The sequence below is a fragment of the Sphingomonas sp. BL-S-05 genome, assembly GCF_055521695.1.
The window spans coordinates 2,223,057-2,237,017 of the sequence record NZ_CM145499.1; the positions used below are offsets into that span (position 1 = coordinate 2,223,057).

12 protein-coding genes are annotated in these 13,961 nt (G+C 65.2%); 4 read left to right on the forward strand and 8 right to left on the reverse strand.

The features are described from left to right. Nucleotides 1–72: 72 nt before the first annotated feature. The 3 genes from ACZ1JS_RS10485 to ACZ1JS_RS10495 form a co-directional block, all read right to left on the reverse strand. The gene (locus tag ACZ1JS_RS10485; protein WP_465166007.1) at nucleotides 73–351 is read right to left on the reverse strand and encodes an integration host factor subunit beta; all 279 of its coding nucleotides are present in this window, start codon (nucleotides 349–351) and stop codon (nucleotides 73–75) included. A gap of 166 nt (nucleotides 352–517) precedes the next feature. Next, on the reverse strand, nucleotides 518–2,221 hold the full coding sequence (gene rpsA / locus ACZ1JS_RS10490; protein ID WP_242115987.1) for a 30S ribosomal protein S1: 1,704 nt from the start codon (nucleotides 2,219–2,221) through the stop codon (nucleotides 518–520). 539 nt (nucleotides 2,222–2,760) lie between these two features. After that, nucleotides 2,761–4,437 (reverse strand): DEAD/DEAH box helicase, encoded by a 1,677-nt coding sequence (locus ACZ1JS_RS10495; RefSeq protein ID WP_465166008.1) that lies wholly within the window; start codon nucleotides 4,435–4,437, stop codon nucleotides 2,761–2,763. 178 nt (nucleotides 4,438–4,615) lie between these two features. Here ACZ1JS_RS10495 and msrB point away from each other — a divergent pair, with 178 nt between their 5' ends. After that, the gene (gene msrB / locus ACZ1JS_RS10500; protein ID WP_465166009.1) at nucleotides 4,616–5,101 is read left to right on the forward strand and encodes a peptide-methionine (R)-S-oxide reductase MsrB; all 486 of its coding nucleotides are present in this window, start codon (nucleotides 4,616–4,618) and stop codon (nucleotides 5,099–5,101) included. 14 nt (nucleotides 5,102–5,115) lie between these two features. On the opposite strand, the gene ACZ1JS_RS10505 is transcribed toward msrB, so the two are convergent. Beyond that, the gene (locus tag ACZ1JS_RS10505; protein ID WP_465166010.1) at nucleotides 5,116–5,691 is read right to left on the reverse strand and encodes a CHAP domain-containing protein; all 576 of its coding nucleotides are present in this window, start codon (nucleotides 5,689–5,691) and stop codon (nucleotides 5,116–5,118) included. 348 nt (nucleotides 5,692–6,039) lie between these two features. Between ACZ1JS_RS10505 and ACZ1JS_RS10510 the strand changes: the two genes are divergently transcribed. Beyond that, complete coding sequence (locus tag ACZ1JS_RS10510) at nucleotides 6,040–6,591, forward strand: hypothetical protein (RefSeq protein WP_242115984.1); 552 nt, start codon at nucleotides 6,040–6,042, stop codon at nucleotides 6,589–6,591. A gap of 13 nt (nucleotides 6,592–6,604) precedes the next feature. On the opposite strand, the gene ACZ1JS_RS10515 is transcribed toward ACZ1JS_RS10510, so the two are convergent. The 4 genes from ACZ1JS_RS10515 to ACZ1JS_RS10530 are packed head-to-tail and all read right to left on the reverse strand — an operon-like array spanning nucleotide 6,605 to nucleotide 10,662. Then, nucleotides 6,605–7,342 (reverse strand): extensin-like domain-containing protein, encoded by a 738-nt coding sequence (locus ACZ1JS_RS10515; protein ID WP_465166011.1) that lies wholly within the window; start codon nucleotides 7,340–7,342, stop codon nucleotides 6,605–6,607. Next, nucleotides 7,339–8,052, reverse strand: coding sequence for an NUDIX hydrolase (locus ACZ1JS_RS10520; RefSeq protein ID WP_465166012.1), 714 nt, complete (start codon nucleotides 8,050–8,052; stop codon nucleotides 7,339–7,341). Before ACZ1JS_RS10520 ends, ACZ1JS_RS10515 begins: the two co-directional genes overlap by 4 nt. Before the next feature lie 37 nt (nucleotides 8,053–8,089). Continuing rightward, entirely contained in the window at nucleotides 8,090–9,316 is a 1,227-nt protein-coding gene (locus ACZ1JS_RS10525) for a chymotrypsin family serine protease (protein ID WP_465166013.1), read from the reverse strand. A gap of 5 nt (nucleotides 9,317–9,321) precedes the next feature. After that, entirely contained in the window at nucleotides 9,322–10,662 is a 1,341-nt protein-coding gene (locus ACZ1JS_RS10530) for an MFS transporter (RefSeq protein WP_465166014.1), read from the reverse strand. 132 nt (nucleotides 10,663–10,794) lie between these two features. Here ACZ1JS_RS10530 and cyoA point away from each other — a divergent pair, with 132 nt between their 5' ends. Next, the gene (gene cyoA / locus ACZ1JS_RS10535) at nucleotides 10,795–11,946 is read left to right on the forward strand and encodes a ubiquinol oxidase subunit II (RefSeq protein WP_465166015.1); all 1,152 of its coding nucleotides are present in this window, start codon (nucleotides 10,795–10,797) and stop codon (nucleotides 11,944–11,946) included. A 10-nt stretch (nucleotides 11,947–11,956) separates the two neighbouring features. After that, a complete protein-coding gene (cyoB, locus tag ACZ1JS_RS10540; protein WP_465166016.1) occupies nucleotides 11,957–13,957 on the forward strand; it encodes a cytochrome o ubiquinol oxidase subunit I in 2,001 nt (666 codons plus the stop codon). Nucleotides 13,958–13,961 lie beyond the last annotated feature (4 nt).

Here is a 13,961-nt window from a genome sequence, read left to right on the forward strand (position 1 = left end):
GCTATGCGCCGTGATCGCAGCCGACGGAAGCGTCGGGTACGCCCTGCCCCCGTCCCGCCGCGATACGTCCGATCAGACGTTCAGCCGCGCCCGCATTTCCTTGCCGGGCTTGAAATAGGGAACGCGCTTGGCGTCAACCTCGACCGCTTCGCCGGTGCGCGGATTGCGCCCGACGCGCGCATCGCGGGCACGGGTCGAGAAGGCGCCAAAGCCGCGCAGTTCCACCCGGCCGCCATTGCGTAGGCGTTCGGTAATGGTGTCGAAGAACGTCGATACGATCCGTTCGACATCGCGCAGCGGCAGCGTGGGGTTATCCTGCGCAATCTTCTGAACCAGTTCGGATCGGATCATCTTTTCCCTCGGCATTCCAAGCATCTAGGCCGAAACCGGGTCCGGTCTGGCGGCTTACGCCTAACCTGAATTTATTTGAAACGACAATCCGCCTTTCGAATGAACGAAAAACGGGGCGCTCCGCTTTGGAGCACCCCGTCGATCGTCCTGTAAAGGAAGGAGAAGCTTACTTCTGCTCGCCGCGAGCCTTCAGCGCTTCGCCAAGGATGTCGCCGAGCGACGCACCCGAATCCGACGAACCGTACTGCGCAACGGCCTGCTTCTCTTCGGCGATCTGCATCGCCTTGATCGAGAAGGTCGGCTTCTTCGAACGATCGAAGCCGGTGACCATCGCGTCGAACTTCTGGCCGACCTGGAAACGCTCCGGACGCTGTTCGTCGCGGTCGCGACCGAGATCGGTGCGCTTGATGAAGCCGGTCGCGCCATCGTCGCCCTGCTGCACTTCGAGGCCCGCATCGCGGACTTCGAGCACGGTCACTGTCACGATCGCGTTCTTGTTCAGGCGATCACCCGCCTGCGCCGCGACCGGGCCGCCACGCTCGAGTTGCTTCATGCCGAGCGAGATACGCTCCTTGTCCGGCTCGATCGCCAGCACGACGGCCTGAACCGTCTCGCCCTTGCGGTGCAGGTTGAGCGCGTCCTCGCCCGAAATGCCCCAGGCGATGTCCGACATGTGGACCATGCCGTCGACGTCGCCGTCGAGGCCGATGAACAGGCCGAATTCGGTCGCGTTCTTGACTTCGCCCTCGACGGTCGAACCGACGGGGTGATCTTCCGCGAACTTCTCCCACGGATTGGCCTGTGCCTGCTTGAGGCCCAGCGAGATGCGACGCTTGTCCTGGTCGACCTCGAGGACGATCACGTCGACTTCCTGGCTGGTCGACACGATCTTGCCCGGATGGACGTTCTTCTTGGTCCAGCTCATTTCCGAAACGTGGACCAGACCTTCGATGCCCGGCTCCAGTTCGACGAACGCACCATATTCGGTGATGTTCGTGACGCGGCCCGACAGCTTCGCTCCGACCGGATACTTGGCACCGGCGCCATCCCACGGATCGCTCTCAAGCTGCTTCATGCCGAGCGAGATGCGCTGCGTGTCGCGGTTGATGCGGATGATCTGAACGCGGACGGTGTCGCCGATGTTCAGCACTTCCGACGGGTGACCGACGCGCTTGTACGACAGGTCGGTGACGTGCAGCAGGCCGTCGATGCCGCCCAGGTCGACGAACGCACCGTAATCGGTGATGTTCTTGACCACGCCGTCGATCACCTGACCTTCGGCCAGCGACTGGATCAGGCCCGAACGCTGCTCGGCGCGGGTTTCTTCCAGCACGGCGCGACGCGACACGACGATGTTGCCGCGCTTGCGGTCCATCTTCAGGATCTGGAACGGCTGCGGGATGTCCATCAGCGGGGTGACGTCACGCACCGGACGGATATCGACCTGCGAACCCGGCAGGAACGCCACGGCGCCCGACAGGTCGACGGTGAAGCCGCCCTTGACCCGGCCGAAGATGACGCCTTCGACGCGCGCGGTCTTGGCGAATTCGGTTTCCAGCTTGTCCCACGCCGCTTCGCGACGGGCGCGGTCGCGGCTCAGCATCGCTTCGCCGTTCGCATTCTCGACGCGGTCGACATAGACTTCGACTTCGTCACCGACCTTCAGATCGGCCTTCTGGCCCGGCGCGGCGAATTCACGCAGCGGCACGCGGCCTTCCGACTTCAGGCCGACGTCGATGACGGCGAGGTCGTTTTCGATGCCGGTGACGGTGCCGATGACCACGCGGCCCTCGAAGCTTTCCGAAGCACCGAACATGTCGTCGAGCATCGACGCAAAATCGTCACGGGTGGGATTTGCCATGCTGGCCATATAAATCTTGGTTCCTAAACGTATCTGTTTCCGGCCGGCCGGTTGTCTCCGGCGGTCTTTGACCGGCATTGCCGCGCGCGCCGAATACGACACGCGGCATTCCACGACCATGTCGTCACGAAAGGCTTGCCCCGGCTGTGCGGAAAGGACGCGCGAGCATCCGGCCTACGCGAGTCTGTGCTCGTCGAACCGGCGCGCCATACGCCTTTTGAGCGGATGGCGCAACGGGTTGGGGTTCGCGGGACGCTCGGAAAGAGGAATTGATTCACGCGAAGGCGCGAAGGCGCGGAAAGAAAAGGAGAAGGTAGATTTCGCGCAGAAGCGCGAAGGCGCAGAGAGGTTGCGATAGGGGCCGCCAACGCTTTCCGGCGAAGCCTTTCAGGATCGCAGCAACGAGTGATGACGGCCGCTGGCGCGGCAAGCGACCACCACGGGCACCGCCTCTCTGCTCCTCCGCGCCTCTGCGCGAAAATCCAACCTTCTTACTTCCTTCGCGTCTCCGCGCCTTCGCGCCTTCGCGCCTTCGCGTGAAAACCAGCTTACCCTCGCCGTCCCCCGCGATACGGCTTGGCCGAATGCCGCGGCGGCGCACCGGTCGTGCGACGCTGGGGGGCGGCGGGCGGACCCGACATCTGTTCGAACATCAGGTCATCGTCGGGCGTCGCCGTCCGCTTGACCGACGCGATGAACTTGGCCGCGATCGCCTTGGGGATTTCGAAGGCCGATTCGTCGTTGGCGATGCGGATCGCGCCGATCTCGCCCTTGGTGATATGGCCGCGACGGCACAGCAAGGGCAGCAGCCAGCGGGGGTCGGCATTGTGGCGCCGACCGACATTCATGCGGAACCACACCGTGTCCTCGAACCCCGGACGCGGCCCTTCCTGCCGTTCGCGCCGCTCGGGCACGCCACCCGCCGACAATTCCTCGGGCGCGGGCAGCTTGGCGCGATAGGCACGGACCAAGAGCGCGGCGATGTCTTCCGGCGTCTTTTCGGCCAGCAGGCGCGCACCCAGCTCGACATCGGCCTCGTCAAACTCGACCGGCTCGGCCAGCTTGGCGAGCAGGCGTTCGCGGTCGGCGGCATGGATCTCATCCGGAGTCGGCACGCCGATCCATTCGGCATTGATCTTCGCATCGCGCAACAGCCCCTCGACCCGGCGGCGGCGCTGATAGGGCACGATCAGCGCGGCGATGCCCTTCTTGCCCGCGCGACCGGTCCGGCCCGAACGGTGCTGAAGCGCTTCGGCATCCCGCGGCAACTCGACATGGACCACCAGGCTCAGCGACGGCAGATCGATGCCACGCGCGGCGACGTCGGTAGCGACGCAGACGCGCGCGCGGCGATCGCGCAACGCCTGCAACGCATGGTTGCGCTCCGACTGCGAATGCTCGCCCGACAGCGCCACCGCATCGAAGCCGCGCTCGACCAGATTGGCGTGCAGGTGGCGCACCGCCTCGCGCGTCGCACAGAACAGGAAGGCTGTGTCCGGCTCGTGCAGGCGCAGCAGGTTGACGACCGCATTCTCGATATCGTTCGGCGCGACGGTCATCGCCTGATAGCTGATGTCGCCATGGCCCCGCTCGGCCTCGCGCGTGTCGATGCGATACGCGTCCTTCTGATAGCGCTTGGCGAGCGCCACGATCGGCTTGGCAAGCGTCGCCGAGAACAACAGCGTGCGGCGCTCGGCCGGCGTACCGTCGAGAATCCCCTCGAGATCCTCGCGGAAACCCATGTCGAGCATCTCGTCGGCTTCGTCGAGGATCGCGACCTTCAGCCCCGACAGGTCGAGCGCGCCGCGTTCGAGATGGTCGCGCAGACGGCCCGGCGTACCGACGACGATATGGGCGCCGTGGGACAGGTTGCGGCGTTCGCGTGCCGCGTCCATGCCGCCGACGCACGACACGATGCGCGCACCCGTCGGACCGTAGAGCCACAGCAATTCGCGCGCGACCTGCAGCGCCAGTTCGCGGGTCGGCGCGATTGCGAGTGCAAGCGGCGTGCCGGCGCGGGGCATCTTGTCATCGGCGTCGAGCAGGTCGCGCGCCATGGCGAGACCGAAGGCAACGGTCTTGCCCGATCCGGTCTGTGCGGACACGAGCAGGTCGCGCCCGTCGGCTTCGGGAGTCAGGACGGCCGCCTGCACGGCGGTCGGGGCTTCATAACCGCGCGCGGATAGCGCCGCGGATAGCGGTTCGGGCAACGTCGAAAAAGGCATAATGCGCCAAATGGCCCCAAATTGCGGCTACGGCAAGGCCAAGCGTCGCCCTATCTTGGCGTTCCGCACCGACGCCGCGCCGTTTTGAACCGAATTCGTGGCGCTTGGTCGGCTGGCGTACCTGCCCGTTGTCGCTCGCCGCCCCCAAACCCACATCGATCGAACGAAAGGATTACCCATGTCGATCGATCGCCGCCGCCTGCTCGAACTGACCGGATTGTCGGGCCTTGCCGCCCTGATCGGCTGCGCGCCCGAAACCAGCGAAGCGGCCCCCAATTTCCCGTTCAAGCTGACCGATGCCCAGTGGAAGGCGCGGCTGACCCCGGCGCAATATACTGTCCTGCGGCAGGAAGGTACCGAGCGCCCGTATAGCAGCCCGCTCAACGGCGAGAAGCGCAAGGGCGTGTTCGCCTGTGCCGGCTGCGGTCATCCGCTATTTTCGTCGACGACCAAGTTCGAAAGCGGCACCGGCTGGCCGAGCTTCTATGCGCCGCTCAACGGCGCCGTGGTCACGAAGACAGACCGCTCGCTGATGACGACGCGGACCGAGGTACTGTGCGCGCGCTGCGGCGGGCATCTCGGCCATGTGTTCGACGACGGACCGCGCCCGACCGGCAAACGCTATTGCATGAACGGCGTGGCGATGACCTTCCGCCCCGCCTGAACCGGGAGCCGCGATCAGTCGTTGAGCGCGACGACTTGGCGAGCATGGGCGGGCTGGATGCTGGCGCCGCCGGCCGGTGCCGGCGGATCGACCTTGGCGATCTCCATCGGCGCGGCGAATTCGGCCGGAGCCGGCGCGTGGCTCGAATAGATGAAGCCGTTGGTCGGATAGGCCGAGGTGCCCAGCCCGCCCAGCGGACCGAACCACACCTTCACCTCGCTCCAGTCACCCGCCGCCGACACGTCGACGGCGCGCACGTCCCGCTCGATCCCGCCGCGCTGCGACCAGTTGGCATGGGTCAGCAGCACCTCGCGGTCGCTGACGACCTTCGACACCATCGCGACATGGCCGAAGCGCATTTTCGAGGTAGCGGCGAACGAAAGGACCGCACCTTCCTTCGGTGCATGGCCGCGTTCATACTTGCCGGCGGCCTGGCTCCACCAGGTATGGGCGTTGCCGAAAATCTCGACGCCCGAGATTTCGCGGGCATAGGGGGCGCATTGCCAGAACCGGGCCTGTGCCGGAGCCACCATCGTCAGAGCGCACGAAACCACCAGCGCAAAACGCGCTGCCAAAGCACCAAAATTCATCTGACCCCCACGGCCCCACGAATGTCTTGGGCGGCATGAAGCAGGGTTTTCCGCGCACGAAAACCCCATGCCCGGCCGATCGGGAACCAATTCCGACGAAGCGTGTTCGCGCGGCGATGACTGGCGGATGAACCGACCCCTGCCGATCGTTCGCGCCTTTTTCCATGCCCCGAACCAACATTCGTCCGGTCCCGGACGATGCGACGAACCGCATGACATTGATGTTGCAATGCAGCACCCGACATGATCGGATGTGTCGTCGACCGGGTTCCGCCACGTTCGTTCAGCAAGCTGTTAACCGTTTCCGCGTAACATCCGGTCGTTGGCAATTTGGGCGGGGAGTTGAAGATGGCGATTGCACGCAGACCAGCCGAAGGGGCGATGACGCTGGCCGAAATGAAGGAATTCGCGACGTTCTCGGCGGCGACGCAGCGCTACATCCGCCGCTCGCTCGACATCGGTCTCGATCGTGACGACGCAATGCGCCGCTGGTCGCGTGACGTGGTGGAAGCGGCCAGCATCCGCGCCCAGGCACGCATCTACGACCGCCTGCCCGACATTCGCGCCTGCATCCCGGAAGACAGCGGGCTCGACGCGACCGAGCCGTTCATGACCCCGCTGCTGATGGTCACCGCCTTCGATCTGGGACAAGGGCGGCTGACGACCTTCGGCGCCTATCGCTTCCTCTACGAACGGTTGGTCGGGGCGGAGGCGCGGCCTTGGCTACCCGCCGCCTTCTGCGCTTCGGCGGCGCTGCCGCATCTGCACCCGGAATTGCGCCGCAAGCTGCTCCAGTCGCTCAGTGAAGCCGCGGCAACCGCCTCGGGCTGGTCACTGCGGCAACCGGCCTTCTATCCGGCATGGGTCGAAAAGGTCGAAGCCGGCGCACCGATGCACTGACCGGTCGGCGGGGTCAGCGACATGCCCCGCCGAAACCGCGCGCCGCCTGATCGAAGTGAAAATGGTCGCGGTGCGCGGCGTTGTAATCGGGGGACAGGACCGTCGAGAACACGCCGCACGCCCCGTCGCGCACCTCGCGCAGGAACGCCGCCTTCGCCGCGTCGTCACGCCCCCGCCCCGCCGTCCAGTCGCCGACGACGCTGATCCGGCGACCATCATCGAGGACGAAGGCGGCAATATCCAGCGCGTTCGCCGTTGCATGCTCGCTGAACGCGCCGGTGTCGCGCCCGTACAGACGGCGGCAGTTGTAACTGCCGAAATTCTGGATACGCGCGACCGACGTGCCGAAATGCTTCTGCGCGGCGGGCTGCACGACCTGCCACTCCCATAGCGCCATGCCGGTCGCGACGCGGCACGACACGCCGACATCGGGGGTAATGGCGATGGTGCGCGATCCGCCGCCACGCATCCGCACCGCATCGTCATAGCCGCATTGTGCCGACCCTTCGCGCGGCGGCAGCACGGTATAGCGCACACCGGCGGCATCGAGCAGCGACCGGCACCCCGCGAAATCGCCGCGCAGATCGCCGATCTTGCCGCGCGTGAACATGCCGATCGGTTGCGACAGGTCCAGCGGGGTCCAGGGTACATCCTGCGGACGGCTGCGCGCAAAGGCATATAGGGCGAACGCGATCGCGGCGAGGATGGCAAGCCAGACGGCCAGGCGTATGCCCGCCGATAGCGCCGTCACCCGCGCACCGCGCGCGACGCCGGTTCGGCGGTAACCGGATAGCCGAGATCGTCGGGGATGCAGATCCAGTCGCCATCGCCGCGCGTTTCGACCCACGGCGTGATCGTCCGCACCGGCCAGCGCGCCGCCGAAGCGAATGCGGCATTGCTGTCGCAATGTTCGGCCAGTCGCTCAAGCACGCGGCGGGTCGGAAACAGCAAGGTCGCCTCGCCCCGGTCCGCCGCCGTCAGCGCGTCTGCGGCCGTCGTCCACATCACCCGGCTGTTCTCGGTCGCATCGACCCGCGCCTCGGCTGCCGTTTCGGGCGGACGGGCGAGGAAGAAATGCGTATCGAACACCCGCACCGGCACATGATCGGGCCGCCACCGGGCATAGGGGACCAGTGGCGTCGGATCGACCGGTCCCAGTTCCGACAGGGTAGCACCACCGGCCAGTGCGCGCCGCATCGATTCGACATCACCGTCGATTCCAATCGCGATTCCGGCTTCTTCTATCGTCTCGCGAATCGCCGCCAGCCGCGGAGCCAGATGATCGTCGCCCATCGCCAATGCCAACGCATAGTCCCCGGCGTCGATCCGCCCGCCGGGGAACACCAGTGCTCCGCCGGCAAACGCCATCGCCGCCGCACGTTCGACCATCAGGATATCGGGCGGACCCTCTGGCCGATCGCGCAGGACAATCAACGTGGCGGCGGGTATAGCTTCAGTCATCGCCGCCGACTTGGGGAGCAGCGAGAGCGATGTGAAGTCAGTTCGTCGACGCAGACAGTGGAGCAAGCGGCGGCGCGATCAACAGCCGCCAGCCATCGGGCAAAAAGTCCAGCGACATATAATAATAGAAGACGCAAGACCCATCGGGTCGATAGCTGCCGCCCTTCAGCAGCCCGACCGCAGTATTACCGAGGAACACCGGGCCGCCGCTGTCGCCCCCACGGCACCCCGGCCCGGCAACCGCGACCCAGGTTGGCAGGCATGGTCCACCGCACAGATCGCCCGACGGAGCGAAGTCGGTCATCATCACCTCGGCACAGCTGTAACCGCTGCTCTCACCGCGATGGCAGACGATGTCGCCGACGCGCGTACTTGCTCGACTGCGCTGTGCCTCGACGGTGCGGATTTGCGTCCGCGCCGCGTCGGCATAAAATAGCGGACGGACGGCATCAGGCGTCGCGTTGACCTGTACGTCATGGAAGCCCCAGCCCCATTGCCCGACAAAGGTCGTCGGCGTCACCGATCGGTCGGGCGCGATATGATCGAGTTGATCGGGACAATGGGCGGCGGTGACGATGCCGGTCCGCACGCCATCGGTCACGACGAAACCGGTCGTGCAATAATAGCGGCGACCATTGGTCGGATCGGGCCCGATCAGTCGCGATCCGCCGATCACCTCGCCTGCCAGATCCAGATCGGGCCGCCCGGTCGTGGCAACACGGATCGGCACCCCGGTCAGGTCGGCCAGTCGCCGCCGCAATGCGGCGACGTCGCCCCCGGCATCGGCAGCACCGATCTGGATCAGCAACGCCCCCCGTCGCGCATCAATGCCGATCGCCGGCGGCCTGGTGAGCATCGCCCGGATGGCCGCCTGATGCCGGTTCAGCGCGTCGAGCAGTTCGATTCGCGTCGACCGGGCACCGATGCGGAAACGGACCGGCACGGTCAGCTCGCCTGCGCCGATTTGGGCATCGGCGACCGGCCGGTTGCCGGTCAGCAGCACCGAGACCGCACCGTCCGGCTCGATGGCGATGCCCGCCAGCCGGTCGCGATAGCGCCCCTCGATCCAGTCGGTTGCCGCAATGCTGGCGATTTGCTTGCGGAGCAGAATGAGCGCCGCGGCCGGATCGATACCCCGGATCCGCGCGACTTCGGCGGCATCCTGCGCCAATGCGGCATCGGCAGAAACGACGGTGGCGGCGTCCTGCGCCGCAGCGGGATTTCCCACCACCAGCGCAAGCGCCGCCACCAGCCAACGTAGCATGTCGCTCAATCGAGCCGGCGCGCCAGTTCCTTATTGAGCGCCAGTGCCGCCAGCGTGCCGAGCGCACCCGACAACAGGTACAGGCCCGACGCGATCAGCCCGAGCTTGTCGGCCAGCGCCAATGCGACCAGCGGCGCGAAGCCCGCACCGAACAGCCAGGCGAGGTCCGACGTGAGTGCCGCGCCGGTATAGCGCGAATCTTTGGCGAAGTTCGACGCGACGGTCCCCGACGACTGGCCGAACGACAGGCCGAGCAGGATGAAGCCGGTGATCATGAAGGCGATTTCACCGGCATCGCCGCCGTTCAGCAGCAACGGCGCAAGGCCGGAGAACAGCGCGATCGCGACCGCGCCGATGCCCAGCAGCGTCCGGCGACCGACATGGTCGGCGAGCACGCCCGAGATGATGATCGCGAAGATGAAGAAGATCGCGCAGGCGGTCTCGATCCACAGGAAGCGGGCGATCTCCTGTTCGGTGAACAGCAGGATCCACGACAGCGGAAACACGGTGACCATGTGGAACAGCGCGAAGCTGGCGAGCGGCACCAGCGCCCCGATCGCGATCGTCTTCCATTCGCGGCCGACGGTCGGCAGCACCGGCGACGCCTTCAGCTCGCGGTTCTCGAACAGCGCGGTATATTCCGGCGTGACGACGATGCGCAGCCGGGCGAACAGCGCGACGACGTTCAGCGCGAACGCGACGAAGAACGGATAGCGCCAGCCCCAGCTGATAAAGTCCTCCGAGCTCATATAGGCGGTGAAGAACGCGAACAGCGCGCTGGCCACCATCAGGCCGAGCGGGGCGCCGAGCTGCGGGATCATCGCATACCAGCCACGACGGTCCTGCGGCACGTTCAGCGCCAGCAGCGAGGCCAGACCGTCCCATGCGCCGCCCAGCGCGATCCCCTGAAGGATACGAAGCGTCGCCAGCAGGATCGCCGACCATGCACCGGCCTGCGCATAGCTGGGCAGGAAGCCCATCGCCACCGTCGCGGTGCCGAGCAGGAACAAGGCGATGGTCAGCTTCGTCCCGCGCCCGTGCCGCCGGTCGATCCACATGAACAGCAGCGTGCCGAGCGGACGGGCGAAAAACGCCAGCGGAAACAGCGCGAAGGAATAAAGCGTGCCGGTCAGCCGGTCGACATAGGGGAAAACGAGCTGCGGGAACACGATCACCGACGCGATCGCATAGACGAAGAAGTCGAAGAATTCCGACGTACGGCCGATGATGACGCCGATCGCGATCTCTTCCGACTGGACGCTGATCTGCGCTTCGCCATTGGGGGACGTGTTGACCGCCCGGGCGTCGGCCTCGATCTCGCGGGAATGGACGAAGGCCTCGGCCATAGGGACTCCAAACGTTGCGCGGATGGGCGCGCGGGTAGACTGAATGTGCGCCCGTTATCGCAATGCACCAAACGCGGGGATAGGACAAAATGTCCTATCGCAGTGCAGCATCGGTCGGCATAGGTCGCGCGCATGATCCTGCCCCGCTCGCTTCCGTGGCACCGGCCACTGCGTTCGCTCCTGCCTCTCGCGGCCCTGCCGCTTGTCGGCGGGTGCGACATGGTCGTGCTCAATCCCGCCGGCGACGTCGCGCGCCAGCAAGCCGACGTCCTGATGATCTCGGTCGGCCTCATGCTGCTCATCATCATCCCGGTGATGGCGCTGACCGTCTGGTTCGCGTGGAAATACCGCGCGTCGAATGAAAAGGCGACGTACAAGCCGAACTGGGACCATTCGACCGCGCTCGAACTTGTCATCTGGTCGGGTCCCCTGCTGATCGTCATCGCGCTGGGCGCGCTGACGTGGATCAGCACCCATCTGCTCGACCCCTATCGGCCGATCGGTCAGATTTCGTCGGGAAAACCGGTCCCGGAGAATCAGAAGCCGCTGGAGATCCAGGTCGTCTCGCTCGACTGGAAATGGCTGTTCATCTATCCGGAACAGGGCATTGCCACCGTCAACCGGCTGGTCCTGCCGGTCGATCGCCAGGTCAGCTTCCGCCTGTCGTCGTCGTCGGTGATGAACACCTTCTACGTCCCCGCCATGGCCGGCATGATTTACACCATGCCCGGCATGGAGACGAAACTGCATGCGGTGCTGAACAAGCCTGGCACGTTCGAGGGCATGTCGGCACATTATAGCGGCGCCGGCTTCTCCTATATGAACTTCAAGACCACCAGCACCGACACCGCCGGCTTCGACAAGTTCGTCGCAGGGGTGAAGGCGATGCCGAACCGGCTCGACACCGCGCGCTATCTCGAACTCGAAAAGCCGAGCGAAAAGGTGCCGCCCATGGGCTTTGGCGGGATCGAACAGGGCCTGTTCACGCGCATCGTCCAGATGTGCGTGAAGCCCGGCACGCCGTGCATGACCGAAAGCATGCAGCATGGCGGCGGCCATGGCTCGGCGGTCAACAGCCGCCTGCCCCAGCAAGGCGAACGCACCAAGGGCGCACTGGAAAAGGCCCCGTCCGAATATGGCGTCAGCCCGCACAGCAGCGGCGACGCACCGCAGGGATCGTCGGCCGCCCCCGGCGCTACCGATCCCGGAAGCGACGCCAACCGCAACATGACCCGCAACGCAACGCCTGCGATGCCGGGCCGCCGCGCCCCGGCGCTAGGCTGAGAACCAGATCATGTCCGATACCCTTAACAAGCTGATCTTCGGTCGCCTGACGATCGAAAGCTTCCCGATCCACGAACCGATCATCGTCATGACCTTCATTGCGGTCGCCATCGGCGGCGCGGCGGTGTTGGCGGCGCTGACCTATTTCAAACTCTGGGGCTATCTCTGGAAAGAGTGGTTCACCACGGTCGATCACAAGAAGATCGGGATCATGTACATGATCCTCGGCATCGTCATGCTGCTGCGCGGCTTTGCCGACGCGATCATGATGCGCAGCCAGCAGGCGATCGCCTTCGGACAGAACGAAGGGTTCCTGAACGCCCATCACTATGATCAGGTGTTCACCGCCCACGGCGTCATCATGATCTTCTTCGTGGCGATGCCGTTCGTCACCGGTCTGATGAACTATATCGTTCCGCTGCAGATCGGCGCGCGCGACGTGTCCTTCCCGTTCCTGAACAATTTCAGCTTCTGGATGACCGCGTCGGGCGTCGTGATCGTGATGGCCAGCCTGTTCGTCGGCGAATTCGCCCGCACCGGCTGGCTGGCGTTCGCGCCGCTATCGGGGCTGGACTACTCGCCCGACGTGGGCGTCGACTATTATATCTGGGCGCTCCAGTTGGCGGGCGTCGGGACATTGTTGTCGGGCGTCAACCTGATCGCGACCATCGTCAAGATGCGTGCGCCGGGCATGGGCCTGATGAAGATGCCGATCTTCACCTGGTCGGCGCTGGTCACCAACATCCTGATCGTCGCCGCCTTCCCGGTCCTGACCGCCGTGCTCGCCATGCTGTCGCTCGACCGCTATGTCGGCACCAACTTCTTCACCAACACATTGGGCGGCAACCCGATGATGTATGTGAACATGATCTGGATCTGGGGCCACCCGGAGGTCTACATCCTGGTGCTGCCGGTGTTCGGCGTGTTCTCCGAAGTCGTCTCAACCTTCTCTAGCAAGCGGCTGTTCGGCTATACGTCGATGGTCTACGCGCTGCTGGTCATCACCATCCTGTCGTACCTGGTTTGGCTGCACCACTTCTTCACCATGGGGTCGGGAGCGAGCGTCAACTCGTTCTTCGGCATCACGACCATGATCATCTCGATCCCGACGGGTGCGAAGATCTTCAACTGGCTGTTCACCATGTATCGCGGCCGGATCCGCTACGAACTGCCGATGATGTGGGCGATCGCCTTCATGCTGACCTTCACCATCGGTGGCATGACCGGCGTGCTGCTCGCGGTGCCGCCCGCCGACTTCGTGCTGCACAACTCGCTGTTCCTCGTGGCGCACTTCCACAACGTCATCATCGGCGCAGTGGTGTTCGGTACCTTTGCCGGCATCAACTACTGGTTCCCCAAGGCGTTCGGCTTCAAGCTCGACCGCACCTGGGGCCTGGTCAGCTTCTGGTGCTGGTTCGTCGGCTTCTGGGTCGCCTTCACCCCGCTCTATGTGCTGGGCCTGATGGGCATCACCCGGCGCCTGCGCCACTTCGACGATCCGAGCCTGCAGATCTGGTTCGTCATCGCCGCGGTGGGTGCCGCGATCATCGCGGTCGGCATCGCCGCCTTCCTCATCCAGATCGCCGTCAGCGTCCTGAACCGCGACAAGCTGCGCGACGTCACCGGCGATCCGTGGGACGGCCGCAGCCTCGAATGGGCGACCTCGTCGCCCCCGCCGGACTATAACTTCGCGTTCACCCCCGTCGTTCACGACATGGACGCGTGGTACGACATGAAGAGCCACAAATACGCCCGGCCGACGGAAGGCTTCCAGCCGATCCATATGCCGAGCAACACCTGGGCCGGTATCGTGATCGCGGGCGTGTCGACCGTCTTCGGTCTGGCGATGGTCTGGTACATCTGGTGGCTGGCGGCGCTGTCGTTCGTCGCGGTGATCGGCGTCGCGATCTTCCACACCTTCAACTACAAGCGCGACTTCCACATTCCGGTCGAGGAAGTCATCGAGACGGAGCGTCGGCGGACCGCCGACCTCCAGGCCGCGGGGGCGTAAGGAT